The sequence below is a fragment of the Sphingobacterium corticibacterium genome (genome assembly GCF_004208525.1).
Lineage (GTDB): Bacteria > Bacteroidota > Bacteroidia > Sphingobacteriales > Sphingobacteriaceae > Sphingobacterium > Sphingobacterium corticibacterium.
Genome location: NZ_SGIT01000002.1, coordinates 210837 through 232047, shown reverse-complemented (window position 1 = coordinate 232047; position 21211 = coordinate 210837). Strand labels below are relative to the sequence as shown.

The 21211-nt window shown below is 41.4% G+C and carries 17 protein-coding genes; 5 read left to right on the top strand and 12 right to left on the bottom strand.

What is annotated here, in order from left to right:
- The 7 genes from EWE74_RS09670 to EWE74_RS09640 all read right to left on the bottom strand — a co-directional run bounded on the left by EWE74_RS09670 (position 1) and on the right by EWE74_RS09640 (position 7902).
- The gene (locus EWE74_RS09670; RefSeq protein WP_130141355.1) at positions 1-732 is read right to left on the bottom strand and encodes a TolC family protein; all 732 of its coding nucleotides are present in this window, start codon (positions 730-732) and stop codon (positions 1-3) included.
- A 14-nt stretch (positions 733-746) separates the two neighbouring features.
- Positions 747-1955 (bottom strand): sugar transferase, encoded by a 1209-nt coding sequence (locus EWE74_RS09665; RefSeq protein ID WP_130141354.1) that lies wholly within the window; start codon positions 1953-1955, stop codon positions 747-749.
- Positions 1955-2323, bottom strand: a complete 369-nt coding sequence (locus EWE74_RS09660) for a response regulator (protein WP_130141353.1) — start codon at positions 2321-2323, stop codon at positions 1955-1957. Before EWE74_RS09660 ends, EWE74_RS09665 begins: the two co-directional genes overlap by 1 nt.
- 230 nt (positions 2324-2553) lie before the next feature.
- Positions 2554-4929 carry an LruC domain-containing protein gene (locus EWE74_RS09655; protein ID WP_130141352.1) on the bottom strand — a complete coding sequence of 792 codons (2376 nt, stop codon included), beginning with the start codon at positions 4927-4929 and terminating at the stop codon, positions 2554-2556.
- A gap of 175 nt (positions 4930-5104) precedes the next feature.
- Positions 5105-5929: a helix-turn-helix domain-containing protein gene (locus EWE74_RS09650; RefSeq protein WP_130141351.1), complete on the bottom strand. Its 825-nt coding sequence runs from the start codon at positions 5927-5929 to the stop codon at positions 5105-5107.
- A 128-nt stretch (positions 5930-6057) separates the two neighbouring features.
- Positions 6058-7080 (bottom strand): asparaginase, encoded by a 1023-nt coding sequence (locus EWE74_RS09645; protein WP_130141350.1) that lies wholly within the window; start codon positions 7078-7080, stop codon positions 6058-6060.
- A gap of 9 nt (positions 7081-7089) precedes the next feature.
- The gene (locus EWE74_RS09640) at positions 7090-7902 is read right to left on the bottom strand and encodes a TatD family hydrolase (protein ID WP_239018612.1); all 813 of its coding nucleotides are present in this window, start codon (positions 7900-7902) and stop codon (positions 7090-7092) included.
- Positions 7903-8057: 155 nt separating this feature from the next.
- Here EWE74_RS09640 and EWE74_RS09635 point away from each other — a divergent pair, with 155 nt between their 5' ends.
- The gene (locus EWE74_RS09635; protein WP_130141349.1) at positions 8058-8498 is read left to right on the top strand and encodes a septal ring lytic transglycosylase RlpA family protein; all 441 of its coding nucleotides are present in this window, start codon (positions 8058-8060) and stop codon (positions 8496-8498) included.
- A 78-nt stretch (positions 8499-8576) separates the two neighbouring features.
- Here EWE74_RS09635 and EWE74_RS09630 read toward each other — a convergent pair whose 3' ends face one another.
- The 3 genes from EWE74_RS09630 to EWE74_RS09620 form a co-directional block, all read right to left on the bottom strand.
- Positions 8577-9539, bottom strand: a complete 963-nt coding sequence (locus tag EWE74_RS09630) for an FKBP-type peptidyl-prolyl cis-trans isomerase (protein WP_130141348.1) — start codon at positions 9537-9539, stop codon at positions 8577-8579.
- 19 nt (positions 9540-9558) lie between these two features.
- Positions 9559-10569 carry a DHH family phosphoesterase gene (locus EWE74_RS09625; RefSeq protein WP_130141347.1) on the bottom strand — a complete coding sequence of 337 codons (1011 nt, stop codon included), beginning with the start codon at positions 10567-10569 and terminating at the stop codon, positions 9559-9561.
- Between the two features lie 105 nt (positions 10570-10674).
- Entirely contained in the window at positions 10675-13296 is a 2622-nt protein-coding gene (locus EWE74_RS09620; RefSeq protein ID WP_130141346.1) for a PQQ-binding-like beta-propeller repeat protein, read from the bottom strand.
- 181 nt (positions 13297-13477) lie between these two features.
- Between EWE74_RS09620 and EWE74_RS09615 the strand changes: the two genes are divergently transcribed.
- Entirely contained in the window at positions 13478-13867 is a 390-nt protein-coding gene (locus EWE74_RS09615; protein WP_130141345.1) for a DUF423 domain-containing protein, read from the top strand.
- A gap of 1 nt (position 13868) precedes the next feature.
- The gene (gene priA / locus EWE74_RS09610; RefSeq protein ID WP_130141344.1) at positions 13869-16349 is read left to right on the top strand and encodes a replication restart helicase PriA; all 2481 of its coding nucleotides are present in this window, start codon (positions 13869-13871) and stop codon (positions 16347-16349) included.
- Here priA and EWE74_RS09605 read toward each other — a convergent pair.
- The gene (locus EWE74_RS09605; protein ID WP_130141343.1) at positions 16346-17620 is read right to left on the bottom strand and encodes an LUD domain-containing protein; all 1275 of its coding nucleotides are present in this window, start codon (positions 17618-17620) and stop codon (positions 16346-16348) included. The genes priA and EWE74_RS09605 overlap by 4 nt on opposite strands.
- 59 nt (positions 17621-17679) lie before the next feature.
- Positions 17680-19434, bottom strand: a complete 1755-nt coding sequence (aspS, locus tag EWE74_RS09600; RefSeq protein WP_130142351.1) for an aspartate--tRNA ligase — start codon at positions 19432-19434, stop codon at positions 17680-17682.
- A 392-nt stretch (positions 19435-19826) separates the two neighbouring features.
- Here aspS and mraZ point away from each other — a divergent pair, with 392 nt between their 5' ends.
- Entirely contained in the window at positions 19827-20303 is a 477-nt protein-coding gene (gene mraZ, locus EWE74_RS09595; protein WP_130141342.1) for a division/cell wall cluster transcriptional repressor MraZ, read from the top strand.
- The gene (rsmH, locus tag EWE74_RS09590; protein WP_394343221.1) at positions 20290-21210 is read left to right on the top strand and encodes a 16S rRNA (cytosine(1402)-N(4))-methyltransferase RsmH; all 921 of its coding nucleotides are present in this window, start codon (positions 20290-20292) and stop codon (positions 21208-21210) included. The genes mraZ and rsmH overlap by 14 nt, the downstream gene beginning before the upstream one ends.
- Position 21211 lies beyond the last annotated feature (1 nt).

The window sequence follows — 21211 nt, the reverse complement described above, 5'->3', positions numbered from 1 at the left end:
TTATTTACTTATAATTTTAGTTCTACTTAAGATTTCCAAGTTTAAAATTTCACTGGTAATTGCGCTCTCTGTCGATTTATAGGTTTCATAGGCTTCCATTTCCATTTTTTTGGCGGTGTTTAGATCTGAAATCAAGGCATGTCCGTTAGTGAACTCATTTTCGACCATTTCCATGCGTGCGGTAGCAATGGTTAAATGCTCCATTTTCTTTTGCAGAACGGAAATGGAGTTTATAACTCTGACATAGGAATCGACAATGCGCATCTTCTGCTCATCTAACCATTTTTCCATTTCCAGCTCCGTAAAGCGTCGCTCCATTTTCTGGCGTTTGACACGGTTTCCACGGTCGAATAAGTCGTCCAAAGGCACATTGATACCTGCATTACCAAACCACATGTTTTGCGTAACACCAGATGATTGGTAGAAGAGTGGTGTATACTCATTCGTGAACGCTGTGTTCATAGTCATATTCCCATACTGCCACCAACCCCCGACGCGGAAATACTTTAGCCAACTTCGTTTTTCCGACACGAGTTGGCTTTCTTGTGCTTCCATCTTGGCCTCATACATCTCCACGCCTGGACTTTTCTTTGCGTTTTCAAACAGCTCTTCCAATGGGGGCAGGGCTATTTTCGTATAATCAATTGCTTCTAATATATCCGGTGTCAGTTGGCCAAATCCACGAAATACATTAAACAATAAAAAAAATACGACAATCAAAAATTTATTCATTTACTACCTCTAAATTAAACATCTGCCTTTTGAATAAAGGCAGATAGTGTCCGATATAATATCTTAATATCCATCCAGATGGAATAATTACGTACATAATCAATGTCTAAGTTTATCCTTTCCGCATCGGAGAGACGACCGTTGTCGCCTCGCTTTTCAACCTGCCACAGCCCCGTAATTCCTGCTGGCCCCATAAACCGCTCTACACTCTCGTCTTTGGTCAACACCTCCGCTTCGTATAAAGGCAGTGGTCTATTCCCTACAATGGACATATCGCCTTTAAGTACATTGAAAAGTTGTGGTAATTCATCCAAACTATATTTTCGCAATATCTTTCCGACTTTGGTAACTCGTGGATCATTCTCAATCTTAAAAAATGCAGCCTTTTTGTTTTTTACACCAATATCCGATTGTTTTATGACAATATCGTCGCTAATCAATAATTCTCCCAGCTCCTCGTCGGTAAGTGGAATATGACGATCCTCCCAAGAAACAAATGCATTGGCAGAGACTGTTTCTTGGCGATTAACGGAGATTTCGGGTGTACTATATTGGTTTAACGACATATATTCCTTTAGACGCCGATCAGCATCTCTATACATTGATCTGAATTTATAAAAATCAAAGATATAATATCCTGCACCGGCTCGCTTGGATTTGTATACCGCAGGGCCTGCGCTTTCGAGCTTAATAGCCAAATAAATTGCCAGAAATAGAGGAGAAAGCAATAAAAGCAAAAATGATGACAATACGAGGTCGAATAAACGCTTGCCCAAGGGAATTCGTAGTGTAAGGCTATCTACTTGAAAATCATGGAAAGTTATATTTTCGTGTTTTGTTTCTAACAACAAATACATATATTTCTGAATAGAATGGAAAGCATCTTTAGGTGCGCGGGGATTAATGGTGTTGGTAACCCCTGATTCTAAATAAGAGTCTTTCTCTATTCTGGAAAAATTTTCGGTGACGACAAAAATTTGTAAATCTGGATATTGATCGGTCAACAGCTTGAGCTGTTTTAAGTTTATCAAAAAGGAACTATTTTGTTGGTAAAACAGTACAAAAGCGTGATTATCCCGACGACTTTCCAGAAAAGCATCTAGCCCATCAAAAGAATCAAATCTCTTTAATGGCTGACCGGAAACCAATTCAACATGTGTTCGAAAATGATCAAATATCTTTAGGTCTTTACCAAAATATAGGAAAATATCGGGGGAAAGCATTATTTCAATACTTTTTTGATTCTTATTTTCAGTTCTAACGGATTGAATGGTTTAAGGATGAAATCCTCCGCACCACTTTCCAATATTTTAATACGGGTGGAACTGCTGTCTTCGCCTGACAAAAAAACAACAGGTATATTTTTAAGAAACTCGTTTTGCTTCAACATCACCAAAAAGTCATAGCCATTCATTTCCGGCATGGTATAGTCCGATAGAATTAAATCAACAGTATTTCCCGCATTGAGCCAGTTTATACCTGCCAGCGCATTGCTGAAATACTGAAATTCATACTCTGCGCCTAAGCATAGAGCAATGAGCTTGCCGATTGCTTCCTTATCGTCTATAACCAGAATTTTCTTTTTTTTCATCTGTATATAGTTTGTCGTTAAAGGTGATGAAGCGTCAGGTTTATCACCAGTGTTTGTTTAATATATTCAACGACGTACAATCGCTGTCCCTTCATCCGTTCATTCGGGAAGGAGTAATGATGTTGGTTTATGGAGGTATAAATGCCGTTGACGAAGAAACACGTCACTTGTAATATGGCTAGTGACGTGTTTCAAAATATCTATTTAACAATGTCTAGACAAATATTGCATTATTTAATATACCAATCTTGATGTTCTTCACCTCCACTGGTCGCCCAGCTTTTAAAGTTGGGGAAAACGTCTTTTATGTTTTTCGCCTCAAGGGGATAGTCAAAAGAAACCGGAACCGATATGGCCCAAGGATAGCCTTTTTTGGATTTAAATGGCTGATCGATGGATGATAACAGTCCTGAATTAACTTCCGCTTGTACCAGGCTACTGTTTATTTTATCCGTTGCTTTATATCCAGCTAGGTGCACTTCGTTTCTTCCACCCTTATTTTGCATGAAATTAATGATAAACACGTTTAGATTTTCGTACGTGAAATTTGCTAATGGCGTATTAAATTCTACCGTGATGGTAAGCTCAACTGGTGCAACTTGTCCATCTTTTGTCGAAATAAATGCAACATCGGATTGACCAAATGCCTGATGGGCATCACTGGTGATCGGAACCACAGCATAGGTTTGGCCGGATTCTGTTCCATTGGAGCTCAGGTTGAAATTAGTGCCAACGATACTGCTATTCGAATAAGTAACCCCCTTCACGTTATTAGAAGCTACGCCGTCCAATTGAATAGCAGCAGCCAAGCGCTTCGCTGCACCTACGGAGCGAAGCTTAGCCTTCAGTTGTACCTTTGTTACTTTATTTTCCGTGTTTTGAAATTTGGTAATATCCATATCGACCACAAAGTCATTCATGTCGTAATCACCAAAGGAAGGCCAGTTATCTTCGAAAGCATAGGAATAGGTTCCCAAAGAAACTTCCGGCGTAGTCTGATCATCAGGATCGGTGCCTGCACCAGCATCGTTGTTTCCGCCAGCGTTACATTCGGTACCCGGTATAACTACTGTTGATTTATCGTAATCGACGATGCGTGCCGGAGAGGTAACGGTATAAACGATATTGTTTGTCCCGTTAGTTGTATAATCCGAAGTTGCGATTTCCACATTGCCCGAATACGCTATTCCCCCTGTCTGTCCAGATTGTACACTTTCTACCTTTTTTAACCGAGCAACCGCTGCTTCGCTTCCGGAACTTTGGATAGTGCTAGCGTTGCTGTTGAATTTCGCAAGCGCAGCCACATCCAAAATAGATGACGAAGCCAAATTAAAGTGTGTACCACCGGCATCCAGATTGGTTATGCTTAATAGCGATCCTGCTGTTACATAAATTTTTGCAACCATTGTTGCTAATGTTTCGAATGTCGTATGACATGCGGCTTCTATCGTAGCATTTGTTACCGTACCGCTTTTTACGGTTAATGAACCCTCGTTCCGAATAAGTCCGGTGTTCGTGCTTGCAGTTAATACATTTACCGAGGCTGTTCCGTTGTTCAGAAATTGACCGCCAGCCGGTATGGTCAACGTATTTGTGATGGTTAAATCGCCGTTATTGGTGAACGTTGTGTTCGCGTTTGGTGTTAAATTTTTAGTTTGTATCGATCCCTCGTTATAAAAGGAGCCACCGCTTGGTATATCTAATGTCCCGCCAACCACTAGGCGGCCGGTATTTTTAGACATCACTGGATTAGTTATTGCTAAATCGTTTCCGATCTCCATCGTTCCGTGATTCTCAAAAAAAGCTTGGCCATTTTGCGCCAATGTATTTGCTTTTAGCACACCTCCGGGCATCACGTAGATTCCGTTATCGTTACCTACCGGTAGCGTGCCGACTTCCCAAGTTCCCTCTACAAATACCTTCATTCCCGAACGTCCTGCATTAAGATAAAATGACTGAGTTAGTGTTACTCCAGCCTTCACAACAAATGTTGTTGCAGCTGGCTGGCCCCAAAAATTAGTTACATATGGAGAATTGTCATCCAACGGAATCGCATCTGCCGGAACCGTCACCGAAGGCGTGCTTGTAGCAGCCATCATCATCGTACTGCCTGATCCACCCGTCGTGCTGCTTGCTACGGTAGCAAACATTTTGTTTGCTCTGCCTGCGGAAGCCGATTTATTTACACTAACCGTGTTTTTATTGGCAACCTCTATCATAGAAATAGCAGCAATACCAACAGGCGAAGTTGTTTTGACATAAATATATTTCGCTGCAGTAGGCACCATAATCTTGTCTACATAATCTTGTCCTGACTTTGCCACTCCTGCTCCCAAAAGGTTACTGCTCGCCGACTTAGGGTCTCCGTCGTATAACTCCACGCGGTAAAAATACCTGCCGCCATAGTTATCATCTACAGCTATGCGTACATCTACGGCTTTAGACGATTCCCAGTTAAAGGCTTCGGGAAGGACAACATCTTCCTCAAACAAGGTTGACTCTTGGTTTTCTGTTCCTTTATACAAATCATCCATTTTTGCACAACTACTAACCAAAAAGATTAGTCCTGCAAATGGAAACATCAGAAATCTGAAAAAGTTATTCATAATTTTAATTAATATAACGCAAATATAAACAGGACTTTAGCTTCTAGAGATATGAATTTGTGCCTATTTCCTATATTTTTAGGTAATACGAGGTCTGTAAGCCTCAAAGTATTTTTTTTGTAGTATTTAAGCTACAATCAAATGTCCTGTCTCGGAGGTGTCTTCATCGATTACTTTATTGTGAATCTTGGCTCCCTTTTTTTAGGAGGGTTGGGAGTTGTCTCTTTAAGTTCCTGTATTCAAGTGGTGTTATGTTGGTCATCTTCTTAAAGAAGGTGCTGAAATTATTTGTTTCCTTGATACCGAGTTCATAACTGATTTCTTTCACCGATTTATCGGTATGTTCTAATAGGGTCATTGCCTTTTCTGTAAGTGTTTTCTGAATTAATTCTTTAGGTGTAATCTTTAATGTAGCTTGCGTTGCTTTGCTTAGTGTTTTTTCGGTAACACCTAGTTTTTTAGCGTAATAATGAACAGATTTATGTTTTTGAAAACATGCTTTGACTCGATCTACAAAGTCGAAAGCTAGGAGGCTATAACGATTAACGGGATTAAGTTTCGTTTCCGGTTCTTTGGTAATCCGATTGATCATTACCGATAATAGCAGCTGTTCAGCGACGTTACGCACAAATTGTCTACTTAATTTCGAAACAGATAATTCGCTGCTTTTCAATAGCATCTTAATCAAATAGAAGATGTAACTTTGATCTAGGTCATGAATTTTGATGGCGGCTGGCTGCTCACTATCGATCAATATATCGATGTCGGTTTCCGGTCGAAGTAGGTTTTTATCTAACACGAGATAATACGATAGGCTATTGTACGCTATATGCTCTATTTGCCAGTTTAGAAATAAGGTGATATAATCATCATGGCCCAATCCTATCGGATCTAAATACAATTCAAATATAATATTATAGGGTAAATTACGCCATTCTTTATTCAGAATGCGCGTATGTATCTGTTCTCCACTTAATATTTCCCAAGTGTTCATTTCCATAGTGCAAAGCAGCAGTAAAATAATTTACAACTACAAATGTAACAACGCAACAAGGAAGTGTGTCGGTAATAATCGGGATAAAGAAATAAATGTAGTGTATATACTACAAGTGATCCATCGTGGGAAGATTAGTCATTTACCGTTAGTTCACCACGTATATTCTTTTCCACCCAGTAAGCAACCGCTTCTTGGTCGGATAATTGCCCTTGCAGATACATTAACTTCGTTACAGCAGCTTCAAACGTCATATCGTACCCATTAAGAACCCCAAGTGCTTTCAACCCTTGAGAGGTTTCATATCGGCCCAGCTCTACAGAACCCACTTTACACTGGGAAATATCGACAATGTTTTTGCCTTTTTTTACAGTATCTTCCAACATATCGAGAAACCACTCGTCGGTCATTGTATTTCCTGAACCAAAGGTTTCCATAACAATACTCCTTACGTCAGCATCTAAAATAGATTGAACAAAGGCTGGGCTAATGCCGGGAAATAACTTGAGCACACCCACTCGATTGTCCAGTTCGGTGTGCATAATGAACGCCTTGTCCGTATTATCTAGCAACGATTCGCGATTGTAGTTGATATGTATACCGGCCTCTGCTAAAACCGGATAGTTGGGTGAACGGAACGCTTCAAACTTTGCCGAATTATATTTAAAAGAGCGGTTTCCTCGAAACAACTTGTTATCAAACAAAATACAGACCTCCTGGACAATGGATTTACCATTTTCCTTTGCAGATGCAATTTCTAAGGCTGTCATCATATTCTCCCGTGCATCTGTCCTGATTTCTCCAATAGGAAGCTGAGAACCCGATAGAATCACGGGTTTTTGAAGCCCCTCCAACATAAAACTCAAAATTGATGCAGAGAACGACATTGTATCGGAGCCATGTAAGATAACGAAACCATCATAGTGATCGTGGTTCTTTCGGATAATTTCTGCCATTTCCACCCAAATCCTCGGATTCATATTAGAGGAATCAATAATGGGGGTAAATGAATGGACCGTTAATTTATAATCCACTCTATCCAAATCGGGTAAATTTCGCGCAATTAAGTCAAAATCGAAAGGAACAAATGTACCCGTTTCGGCATCTTTTACCATGCCAATGGTTCCTCCTGTATAGATGATAAATATATTTTGCATATGAGTGTGTTAGATTCGGAATATCCTCTTCGAGTTTTCAGTCGTAATTTCCGCAACTTCTGAAACGGTCATTTCATGTAGATCCGCTACTTTTTCGGCTACATAATAAAGATAGCTGCTTTCGTTTTCCTTTCCACGATAGGGAGCAGGCGCTAAGTAAGGGGCATCTGTTTCCAACACAATATGTTGCAAGTCTATTTCTTTGACAACAGCATCCAGTCCAGCTTTTTTAAATGTAACGACACCGCCGATACCGAGCGCAAAGCCCAGGCCAATAGCGTGTTTGGCTTGCTCAAGTGTTCCGGTGAAGCAGTGAAAAACACCGAATAATTTATCGTCTTTTAGCTCTTCTAATAAAATAAACAACTCGTCAAAAGCTTCTCGACAATGAATGTCGATAGGTAGACCCATGGCTTTTGCCCATCCCACCTGTACACGGAAAGCTTCCCGCTGAAAATCTAGCGTACTTTTATCCCAATAGAGGTCTAGTCCAATTTCTCCGATGGCGTATATGGTATGCTCGGAGAGTAAACGTTCTAGTTGGCGCAATTCTTCTTTATAGTTCTCCTTTACGGAGCAGGGATGAAGCCCTAACATCGGAAAACAGTTTTTTGGATAGGCACGCACCGTGTCCATTACTAAGGGAACGGATTCAGTATCTACATTTGGCAAAAATAAACGTTGAATGTTTTTATCGAAACAACGTTGTAGTTGTTCGTCCAATTGGGGCGCTCCAGCATGGTAATAAATGTGCGTATGCGTATCGGTGAGTATATATGGATGAATAGACGGTGTCATAGCGGCTAAATTTAGGGTTTTCATATCAAAAATACCGCATGAAGGCAAAAAAAGTGCAGCTTGTAAGGGAGGCAGCTTTTGGGGAGAGTTTGGTTGTATATCCCCGGTATTGTTTGTGTTGTCTAGAAAGCTTACATTAGTTGCCGGAACCTAATAAATATAGTGTTCTGAAATTTGAAATGAATAAAAAAAACATACGTATTCCACCTATTTTTTACTTCGGTTTTATGGCTGTTTTGCTTTTAATTGGCTGCTCACCCAAGTTGCGCATGAAGGGTGGGGAAGTACGGGAGATAGGCAATGCATCTTACTATGGGGGTAAATTTCATGGCAGGACCACCGCCAGTGGCGAACGGTTCAATCAAAATGCCATGACGGCAGCGCATAGGACACTCCCTTTTGGTACCAAGGTGAGGGTAAAGAATCTCAATAACGGCAAACAGGTAGTTGTGAGGATCAACGATCGGGGGCCATCGTCCCAGTCAAGAATGATCGATCTCTCCAAGGGAGCGGCTACCAAGATAGGGATGATCCGAGCAGGCGTTGTGCCGGTGGAAATACACTATCACAATGGAGTCGCTGCAGGTAAAAAAATCAAGACGAGAAAACGGCGAAAGTAAAAAAAAGATATAGAAAAGCGGATAGAAAAAAGCTCCAAGGGTTGAAACCCTTGGAGCTTTCTTTAATAAGTTCAAAAATTAATTTACGGCTGCTGAATCCGCTGGAGCTTCTGTTGGTCCAGGTATGATATCAACCAATTCCACATCAAACACTAATGGTGCATACGGTGGGATAGTACCACCTCCGCGCTCGCCATAACCAATGCTAGATGGAACCAATAAAGTTGCTTTTGAACCTTTGTTCAACAATTGTAGACCTTCTGTCCAACCTTGGATAACAGGATCATGGCCCACTCGGAAACGAATAGGCTCATATTGACGCATAGGGTTGAACGTATTCTCCTTTTTTGCCGTTTCAGCGTTATTCGTATCGAAAATTTTTCCGTTCACTAATGATCCGGTGTAGTTCACAACGACGGTGTCACCCACAACAGCCTTATTGCCAGAACCTTCTTCTTTTACGATATATTGTAAGCCAGAATCCGTTTTCTTAGGCTCCAATTTGTTTTTTGAAATGTAGTTGGCTAGTTTACCTTCCTCGGCTTGTTTCAATGTCTCGATTTCTGCTTTGAAATATTCGTCTATCTGTGCATACAATGCCGAATCTGTTAAATCACCCTTTCTAAAATGCTTTCTCACTTTCACTTTAAATGTAGCATAGTGATCTGCAAATTCCGGTTTTGGTTGTCCTGTTTTTGCAGCCATGGTATCTAAGTTCAAACGGAAAACAGCACTATCGCCTTCTCCCAACATTTTGAACATGGAGTTATAGTCTCCTGCGTACAGGCCGGGGATAGAGTCCGGCGCGATATTTACGATTTGTGGTAAACCGATGTCATAGGTGCTTTGTAACAAGGAATCTTTACGATCTGATGTTACAATCATATCTACCGACAATAAATCGCCTGCTTGGGCTTTTTCTGCTCCTGCGTCTTTTACAATGTTATATTCAAGACCGCCATCACCTTTCTTGAAATTTTGGCAACTCGTTGTAGCTAGTAAGCCCACGGCAGCCGAAAGGAATAAAATTGATTTCTTCATTCTGATATAGTCACTTAAATTATGTTGTTAATATTTCTTTATATGCTGGTAATATGGATTTGAACTTGTTTACGGTCTGGCTGAGTGTTTCTGTAGAACTACCCCCCGAAGCGTTTAAATGTCCTCCTCCGTTAAAGTATTTTTTACAAATTTCATTACATGGAATTTCTCCAGTCGACCGCAAAGATAATTTAATTAATTCGGTTCTGTCAATAAATAACGCTGCTAATCGTATGCCTTTTACAGACAGGGCGTAATTTACGAGCCCTTCGGTATCTCCCGTGGTCACTTGGAACCGCTCTAAATCCTCTTTTGTAACGGCAAATACCGCTGTGTTGTATTCGGGGATAACTTCCAGACAATTTAATAAACAATACCCCAAAAATTTTAATCGATTTTCGGTAGAACTATTGTAAATCTGTTCGTGAATCTCCCAGTTCCTAGCTCCCGCTTCGATAAGTTTTGATATAATTAAGTGTACCGCTGCGGTAGTAGACCGGAAGCGAAATGAACCGGTATCAGTCATGATTCCCGCATACAGACAAGTCGCCATTTCTGGTGTTAAGGCCGTTGCGTCTTCACAGATGTCGGTAATAAAAGTATAGACCAATTGCGCGGTTGCAGCTGCCGTAGCATCCCAATAACGGAGGGAAGCAAAATCTTCGGGATCGAGGTGGTGATCTATCATCCATTTTTGACCGGTTGCGATCCGAAGAATAGGCTCTAAAATATTGGTGCGGCTCAATGCGCTGTAATCCAGACAAAAAATAATATCGGCTTGCGCGATAAGGTGTTCTGCTCGTGTGGTCTCATCGGGAAAGATAATAACCTCTTCACGTCCAGGCATCCAGTTGAGGAAATCAGGGAAATCAGACGATAAAACGACCTCTACTTGATGGCCTTTCATTTTGAGCCAATGGTATAAACCTAAAGAGGAACCGAGTGCGTCTCCATCCGGTTTGTGATGGGTTGTGATAACGATATTCTTAGGTTGGGCCAGTAAGTATAAATTATTTTCTCCTGTCAGCATAAATCTTATAAGTGTGCAAACCTACTATTATTTTATGGGTTGTGGAAATTTTTGCGATTATCACTTTCTTAAAAAATGTTAAGAAATCGTCCGCGAAAGAAAGAGTTAATGCTTAAACGCATATAATTTTCGATCTCGTCTTGTACAGAGTAAGTAAGTGGGGCTATTATAGTCAATTTTACCGTAGTAAAAGTCTGGTAGTGCCTCAATGGGAAAACCATCTTGTATCGATCCCTTTTCATCAAAGAGATAAACAAGGTAGTTTTTGCGGGATGCAATACCTAATAGGGAGCTATTCGAACCCGCTGCAAAATACTGTGGACGATCGATAAGGTCTTGGGTAAAAGTAAAATCGAATAAAACACTGCTGTCTTGTATATTTTTCGTCAATAAATGCTTTTGATCGATAATCGCCATACGATAAGCAATACCTGTTGCATTCGGGAAATAAGAGATAAACGAACGGTTTCCTCCCTGTTCGAGTTTGTATGTTTGCGGTTCTTCTTTAAAATCCATTGTGAACGAAATCTGAGCGGTGTCAACGGCGTATACCGCATGTCGATTTTGTTCTAACCGGATGATCGCTATCGGATTTTTAAACTGACTATCTGCAATAATCTCTTCTTTTAGGAGATTTCCTTGTGCGTCGAATTGATAAAAATGACCATTTTCTGTGCCTACAAAGACCTGATCACCCAGCACTTTAATATCAAATAATATTTTTCCTTCCAGATTTTTGTCATTCCAGCTTTCCACCTTTTTACCCGCTAAAGTATAGACCAGCATCTTACGGCCTGCAGGAACGAAAATCAACTGTTGACCGCCGATGCTACTGATCGTAGGTGTATAGGTTGGTTCGCTATCCATTCCCAATGAAAAACCGGTTAACGAATTACCATCCGGGTCAAATCGATAAAGCCTGTTGCGATCTGTGACCAACACGATAGACCGATCATCCAACTGCTGTGCTTCGCCTACTACACGTCCGTGGAATACGGTAGACCAAATTTTGTTGCCCGAGGGATTAATCGCATGGACGGTATGGTCCTGCTCCTGAATCAGGATAAATTGGCTGGTATCTGAATGTTCGAAAACTTGCGGCGCCGTAATCGGTCGGTTGTTAAATTCATAGACCCAGTCCGCTACTGCACCCAGTGCATTTTTACTTTTATATACGCCATAAATACTGGATTGGAAACGACCGTTATTACCTGCAATCTGTATAGACCAGGAATAAAAATCCTGATAACCGAAATTATTTTTATCACGAAAACTTTCGCGATAAGCTGTTTTTAGCAGATTGCTGATCATCGATGATGATGTGCTTGTCCGAACGAAGCAGGTAATATTCGCTTCGTTTCCCTGAATTCGCTCCGAATTTTTGAATCCCAGTGTGTTGGTTAAGAGATTCACACGTCGCCAGTCGCGTTGGTACTCCGTCAACAGGCTCTGATAGTTGGCTAACACGAGGATATTTTCCACTCGCAGGAAGTATGGACGTTGGAAAGGTTTAAGTGGATCGCCATAAAGTGCAAATGGGACATTCGAATGATCGAATCGGTAAATAGAATCTGATACACGTGTAGCTATAGACGAAATAAAAGTATCGAATTTGCTAGAATCTGCAATGGAAATAAAGGCTAGCTGTGCTTGATTACTTTGCTCTACTACTGCAAATTCCCTTCCGAAGATAGGGCATATATCGTCTTCAAAAGAGATGTCTTTGCTTTTTTTCATTTCTGCAAACTGTGCCACTAATGCGGGAAGTTCTTTACGTTGTTCCAACAAGGTCAGCAAATCTTTTCGGAAGCTATCGGGATCGCTGATCGCAAAAGAAAGGTAAGAAGCGGTATTCTGGGGAAAATAATTATAGAGCGTTTGTGAGGTTTTGTGTTGATTTCCAAATAGTTCTATGTAATTCTCTTTTCGATGTGCCGTTTCACTTTCGCCACTCAATATAAGGGCATCATTTTTAAAACTTAAGTTCCATGCAGATTGCCCGCCGAGGTGGTCGAACAACCTGAGGAAGTCACCTGTTTTTCTGCGCATAAGATGTTCTGCGATACGCGGTATCTGCTCATGAACAAAATAAACGCTGAGCGGTGAATTTCGGCTGTTATTGTCTATAAAGTAATCGATTTCGTCTTTACCTAATTTAGGAACTTGCTTGTCCATCACTTGATAGAGTACGTTCTCCGAAAAAGATGCAAAGAAAATGTCTTCGTGATATACAATATGGAATACAGAATCCTTGACGCCTTTATCCAAGCTGTAAATACGATTTTCAAGTGTGTCTTTTTGTGTTAGGGTATATGTGGATGCTGCCTTCTCTAGGAATGAGTTGATTGTCGCTCGGTCGATAGGTGTTGATAGCGGAATTGTAAACAAGCTGGTTATCGTTTCCTTTTCGGGATGAAAAGAAACATATAGATCGACATCATTTACATAAGGCTGTATAACGGAATGTCGTAGGAGCTTTGTCTTTAATATTTGCCATTGTTCAAATTCTTGTCTGCCTACCATAGCACCGAAGATTTCAAAATCTTTGAAGATGTTGTCGGTTGTTGCATCATTTTGAAATGTAGTAACTAAGAAGGTTTCTTTGGGAAGGAAAGTAAGCGGACGGAGTGTTTCTTTTTTGTCGCCTTCCAAATCTGCAAAATAATATAGGGAAGCGCCAATAATGGCGACGAATAGTAAAATGGTAATGATAATCGTATTTCTCATCTAACACAGCCTCTAACAGATTCAAACTTACGTAAAATGCACTGTATTTCACGAACAACTCCGTATAAAACTATTCCGGCGTAAGGAGAAACGGGTTTTGTAAAATTTAAAATACATGATGTATTATATTTTATTACATTTATACCCACGGAAGAAATATCACTAGAATACGATCTCTTTTATGAACAAACAAATTATATTGATAGCGTCTCTTTTCGGATTGACCGCTGTAATATTAGGGGCATTCGGGGCACACGGACTGGAGGGGAAAATCAGCGAATACCATTTAGGGACATGGAAAACCGCAAACCAGTATCACTTTTATCATACCTTTGCATTGTTGTTTTTGTCGACCTTTTCCCGGGCTAAGAATGCCTCTATACGGGTTTCGTTTATTGCTTTTACCGTTGGTATGCTATTATTTTCGGGCTCACTTTATCTATTGAGTATTCGGTCGTTAATTGGGTTAGAAGGATTTGGGTGGTTAGGTCCGGTGACACCGCTTGGTGGGCTTTGCTTTATGGTCGGATGGATAGGGTTGTTTATAGCGGCTGTCCGGAATCGGTCTTAACATGTCAGGAGCTTCTCTATTTTATCATGATCGAGAAACGTTGTTTGTTGATGTTATTTTACCTCTTTACATCGCCAAAACCTATACTTATCGTGTTCCGTTAGAGCTGAATGCCACGGTAGCCATCGGTAAGCGTGTTATTGTACAGTTTGGTCGCAATAAGATTTATGCCGCTATTATCCATAAAATTTCGAACGAAGCACCGCTACGTTACGAGGCAAAGTATATTCTTCAAGTCATCGATGAAGATCCTGTGGTGGATACCAATCAGTTGGCACTTTGGGAATGGATTTCCAGCTACTATATGTGCTATTTGGGAGAGGTTATGCAAGCGGCTTTGCCGGCGGCATTAAAGATGGCGAGTGAAACAAAAATTACGGCATCAGAACAGGTAGGTTTGGATCGTTCCCTTTTGTCTGACAAAGGGTACATGGTCATGGAAGCATTGGATGTGGCAGGAGAATTGACCATAAATGATATTGTTAAACTATTAGGACAGAGTACTGTTTTTCCACTATTAAAGAAGCTTTTTGATCAAGGGTACATTTTAATATCTGAAGAGATCAAAGACAAGTATGTGCCAAAGCGTAAGGCATATTTGAGGTTTTCGCCGGAATTTGATGATGCGGATGGTATACGTGGCTTGCTTGATTCCTTAAATCGTGCACCAAAGCAACAGGATGCGGTCTTAGGTTTTATGCAGCTTCGAAAAACCATAACCGATATTACCCGACAAGATATTATGGAAGTCTCGGGGGTGAGTTCCGCAATTATTGCATCCTTAATCGAAAAAGGGGTGTTTGTGGTGGAAGAGAAGATCGTCTCGCGATTAGGAGGAGAAGAAGTAGAGATAACGGCAGATTTCGTATTCAATACGGTACAACAGCAAGCATTCGATCAGATAAAAGTTTTTTTTGAAACGAAAGATGTGGTACTGCTGCATGGTGTCACCGCATCAGGGAAAACGCAGCTTTATATACGACTCATCGAACAGACAATTAAGGAGGGTAAAAATGCACTATATCTTTTACCAGAAATCGCGCTGACGGCACAGATTACAGATCGATTGAAATTGCATTTTGGAGATAAATTGGGGGTTTATCATTCAAAATTTAATGACAATGAGCGGGCAGAGGTGTGGCATAAGGTAATGAAAGGTGAATATAGGGTGGTCGTTGGTGCCCGTTCCGCTGTATTTTTACCTTTTCAACATTTAGGATTGGTCGTAGTTGATGAAGAGCATGAAAATTCCTACAAGCAATACGAGCCTTCTCCGCGTTACCATGCCCGCGATACGGCTATCTATTTGGCACACCTGCAGCGTGCAAAAGTTTTGCTGGGATCGGCTACTCCATCGATAGAGAGTTATTATAACGCTAGAGCGGGTAAATATGGGTTAGTAGAATTAAAGGAACGCTTTGGGGAGTCTCAATTGCCTGATATACAGATTATAAATGTGGCGGAGCAAGGGCGTAAAGAACAAATGTTCGCTTACTTTAGTGGTGTTTTACTACAGGAGATAACAGATGCTTTGGAGCGAAAGGAACAGGTTATTTTGTTTCAGAATAGACGAGGACATACACCTTTTGTGCAATGTAATACCTGTGGCTGGGTGGTCAAATGTGTGAACTGTGATGTCAGTCTGACATATCATAAATCAACTAATCATCTGCATTGTCATTATTGTGGACATACGGAACCACCGGTGCAGGTTTGTCCTGCCTGTGGCATGCCGCATATTGAAAGTAAAGGATTTGGAACGGAACGCGTAGAAGAAGAGTTGGAGTTGTTGCTGCCGCAAGCGCGAATAGGACGTCTAGACTTAGATTCTACCAAGGGAAAATACGGGTTTGAAGAAATTATCACGGCCTTTGATGAACACGAATTCGATATTTTGGTAGGCACGCAGATGGTGGCAAAAGGACTCGATTTTGGGCGTGTGAGTCTCATCGGTATTATCAATGCTGATGCGATGATTAACTTTCCCGATTTTCGAGCATATGAACGTGCCTTTTCATTGTTTTCACAGGTGGCCGGACGCGCTGGGCGCCGGGAGAATAAAGGAAAAGTGATTATTCAAACCCATACACCCCAACATCGGGTGTTGGAACAAGTTATTCAGCATGATTATGAACGTATGTTCATGACGGAAATAAAAGAGCGTAAGAATTATCTGTACCCACCTTTTTATCGTATCATTAAATTGGATGTTCGCCATACAGATAGACAGCACGCCAGCGATGCGGCTACTCGTTTAGCTAATTTGCTCCGCGAACAGTTGGGCAATAGAGTGTTAGGGCCAGAACCACCTTTAATCTCTCGCGTTCGAAACCATTTTATTCAAACGATTACCTTGAAAATAGAACGTAACAACGTTAGTATCTCCCGGGTGAAAGAGCTCATTCATCAATCAATCACACAATTTGATATGGAGAAACAACACCGAGGTGTGCGTATTGCTATTGATGTGGATCCTTATTAATCCTTTCGCTCTTTCCACTGTTTAGAAAATGACTTTTCCGCAAGTTTCGGTAATTCCAGGTGTTTGCTCCAGGTTTTCCGCAAGAAACGACGCAGGAAGAAGTTTTTTGTTCTTCCGCTAAAGAAATCTATTAAACCACGACGTTGTATAGCATACGTAAATACTTTCCATACCCGTTTTTCTGTTTGTGGGATTAAACCTTGTTGCACCGAATCCCGACGATTTAGTAATGCCAAACGGAGGTAGTCTATGTTAACCGCGCATGCTTCGAAGCATTTCCCACAAAGCGGCGAAGCGTAAGCCGGGTTTTTTAACTCCGATACGTCATTTAAGCTGGGAGGTACAAGTGAATTAATAAGGATTTGATAGGTTGTGTCATATGTTTGTCCGGCAATATTTTGGTAAGTCGGACATAGATTTAAGCAAGCCTCACCGCAAATGCAGTAGAGCGCTTGGCGCTGGTCGTTTTTTTCTAATATATTGGTCCGGCCATTGTCGAGCAAGATAACGTACATTTCTTCTGGGCCATCCGTGTCCTGTTCTTGTCGGGATCCACCTAGAATCGTATTATATACGGTAAGATTTTGGCCGGTTCCATGTGAAGCTACCAGAGGCCAGAACAGATCCAGATCAACAATACTGGGGATGATTTTTTCTATTCCGACTAATGCGATATGCACCTTTGAAAAGGAAGTGGTAAGTCTTGCATTTCCATCATTCTCCGTAATAGCGATACTACCGGTATCAGCGATAATAAAATTTGCTCCCGAGATACCGATATCCGCCTTCGTGTACTTTTGCCGTAATAATTCACCCCCTTCGATAGTCATTTGTTCTGCTGACGCATCTGACGGTGTATCAAAATCACACTCGAAGATTTCGATGTTTTGCTTCTTTAAAAAATGGTGAAGCTCGATTTCCTCTATTGCCATAGACTTGGATTTCACAATCGATTTTGCCTGATGACGCTCCATAATTTTGAAAATCTCGTTGCGAGCTTCTTCCGCATCATTAGCCCAGATAACCTGCCCACCTCTTTTTGTAAAATTGCTTTCAAAATCTAAAAGGTAGCGCTCGAGATTTTCGATGGTTTTCCATTTGATGAGGTGAGCTTTCTTTTTCGAATTTTCCAAATCGAAAAATTTGCTTCTACTACGCTCAAATGCGAGACGATACTTCTCTATATTGGTATTGATGATCTCACGATGACGTTGGTCAAAGGATTTAACCGCGCTATCTTTTAAAAACTTGTCTGCAACCTGCTCTCCCATGAAGTAAAACTAATTAAAAAACTCCCGTTATTTTAGATAGCAGGAGCTTTTATTTTGTATTATCCTTTTATATTCAGTGCTAGATTCAGCTCGTCCAGTTGTGCGTTGTCAATAGCCGCCGGCGCATCAATCATGACATCACGCCCCGCGTTATTTTTGGGGAATGCAATGAAATCTCGGATCGTTTCCTGCCCGCCTAGAATAGCTGTTAGTCGGTCGAGGCCGAAGGCAAGTCCGCCATGTGGAGGCGCACCGTATTGGAAGGCATCCAGGAGAAAACCGAACTGCTCTTGTGCTTGCTCTGGTGTGAAGCCAAGATGCTTGAACATCAAGGATTGTGTTTCTTTATCATGGATACGGATGGAGCCACCACCGATTTCATTACCATTTAATACTAAGTCGTATGCATTGGCGCGAACTTTTTCAGGATCGGTATCCAATAGATGCATGTCTTCTTTTTTCGGCGACGTAAACGGGTGATGCATAGCATGGTAGCGTCCTGTTTCTTCATCCCATTCCAACAACGGGAAATCCATCACCCATAGTGGTGCAAACTCGTCTGGCTTGCGTAGTCCTAAACGGTTGGCTAACTCCATACGTAGGGCACTCAGCTGTGTGCGGGTTTTGTTCGATGGTCCGGATAAAACTAAGATAAGATCTCCCGCTTTAGCACCCGTAGCGTCCGCCCACTGCGCAAGGTCGGTTTGATCATAAAACTTATCGACAGAAGATTTGAATGTTCCATCAAGCTCACACTTGCAGTATACCATGCCCAAAGCACCTACCTGTGGACGTTTTACCCAATCAATTAACGCATCGATTTGCTTTCTCGTGTAGGATGCGGCTTCCGGTACAGCTATACCGACTACTAATTCTGCGTTGTTGAATACCGCAAAATCTTTATGCTGTGTGACGGCATTTAGCTCGCCAAACACCATGCCGAAGCGGATGTCAGGTTTATCATTTCCATATTTTCGCATGGCTTCGTCATATGTCATGCGGGGGAATTGTGCAATATCGATATCGTGTATCTTTTTCAATAAATGACGCGTCAATCCCTCAAAAACGTTTAGGATATCTTCTTGTTCGATGAAAGACATTTCACAGTCAATCTGCGTAAATTCGGGCTGACGGTCTGCCCGTAAATCTTCATCACGGAAACATTTTACAATTTGGAAATATTTGTCTAAACCGCCTACCATTAATAGCTGTTTAAAGGTTTGTGGTGATTGCGGTAAGGCGTAAAACTGTCCGGGATTCATGCGAGACGGAACCACAAAATCACGTGCGCCTTCTGGCGTAGATTTAATTAAATAAGGTGTTTCCACTTCGCAGAAGTCCATGTTCGATAGATAGTTGCGAACTTCTTGTGTCACCTTATGACGGAAAAGCAGGCTGTTTTTTACCGGGTTACGGCGGATGTCCAGATAACGATATTTCATACGTAAGTCTTCACCGCCGTCGGTTTCATCCTCTATCGTGAAAGGAGGGAGCTGCGCCTCGTTCAGTATCGTTAATTCATTTACGAGTACTTCAATCTCTCCGGTAGGAATATTAACGTTTTTAGATTCCCGCTCGATAACGGTACCTTTTATTTGTATGACAAACTCACGTCCCAATGATCTCGCCTGCTGCATAATGGCTTCATCGGTACGTGCCTCATCGAAGATCAACTGCGTAATACCGTAACGGTCACGTAAATCTACCCAAATCATAAACCCCTTGTCGCGCGATTTTTGCACCCAACCCGCTAGTATGACTTCTTTATCTATATCGGTGATCCGTATTTCACCGCAATTATGGCTTCTGTACATGTTCGCAAAAATATTGGATTTTACGGACAATAAAGATTTGTTTGTTCTTTTTTTCATTCTCCCACTTTGCTCCACTTTTTGAATACGGCGTACGTTAATCGTGTAAAGGCATATATAATAACCGTCCATACAATTGCATAATCCTCTCCTTAACACTTTGATGTCGCATCCAGATATTTGGCATTTGTAGAAATAACCTTCTTTGCACTACAAACCCTGTCAAATATCTGAAGCGACGATTTTTAGGTTCTTTTTTCTAAAAAAAGAACGAACAGCACCTCTATCTTTGTAGCTTTTTCGCTATGTGGAAAACTTTTTTGTGTTATATTGTGGGGGAAAGTGGGAGAAAGTGTATACTTTTACATTGAAAATTTTGATTAGCTGTATAGACTGTGAACTATTTAATCGGAGAATACGAATGCAAGCTGGACGCCAAAGGTAGAATGGTAGTTCCTGCCGCGCTCAAAAGGCAACTGCCTGATGTGGAGCGGGATGGGCTTGTGGTGAATCGTGGCTTCGAGAAAAATTTGGTCATTTATACCCGTGCAGAATGGAATAAGATTTTGAAGCAATTGTCGAGGCTTAATCAGTTTCAACCCAAGAATCGAGATTTTGTGAGGAAGTTTATGAGTGGGGCGACAGAGTTAATGCTTGATTCGGCTGGAAGGGTTTTATTGCCGAAAGGGTTGTTAGAATATGCGGAAGTGGGAAGTGAATTAGTGTTGGCTTGTAATTTGGAAAAAATAGAGGTTTGGTCGAAGGCGACGTATGAAAAACAGTTGGATGCGATATCGGAAGATGATTTTTCAGATTTGGCAGCGCAAGTGATGGGTGGATTTGATATGGAAGGAGGGTATGATGGCGAGTAACCCGGCTGTTTATCATGTGCCTGTGATGTTGCAAGAATGTATGGATGCATTGGCTGTTAAGCCTGATGGTGTCTATGTTGATGTGACGTTCGGGGGTGGTGGTCACTCACGGGAGATCTTAAAAAGATTGGGTGATAACGGAAGATTGATCGCATTCGATCAAGATCCGGATGCTGTGAAGAATACGCTGGATGATCCGCGTTTTACATTAGTGCATCATAATTTTAGATTTTTGAAAAACAACCTTCGATTATTGGGGATTCGGCAGGTGGATGGTGTGCTGGCTGATTTGGGTGTTTCTTCGCATCAGTTTGATTCGCCTGAACGTGGTTTTTCCATTCGTTACGATGCGGATTTGGATATGCGGATGGATCAAGTGTCTGATTTAGATGCGAAAAAAGTGTTGAATACATATGGAGAGGCGGAGTTGCATCGCATTTTTGGGATGTATGGTGAAATACAAAATGCGCGTTCATTAGCAAAAACGATCGTGACAGCGCGATTAGGTGAGTCGATCGAAACCGTTGGAAGGTTGAAAGAAGTGATTAAACGCCAAGTACCAAAGGGGAAAGAACATAAATATCACGCACAGGTCTTTCAGGCCTTACGTATTGAAGTAAATGGAGAGTTAGAGGCGTTGCAGGACTTTTTAGAGCAGACGGTAGCGGTGTTGAAGCCGGCGGGGCGTTTAGTAGTGATGTCTTATCATTCGCTGGAAGATAGGTTGGTGAAGAATTTTATGCAGAAGGGTAAGTTTAAAGGAGAGGTGGAGAAGGATTTCTTTGGAAATGAAATAAAACCGTTTCATGTCATCAGCCGTAAAGCGGTGACGGCAAACGAGGATGAATTGGCGATAAATAATAGGGCGCGTAGCGCGAAGCTACGTATAGCTGAACGGGAAGCTTAAT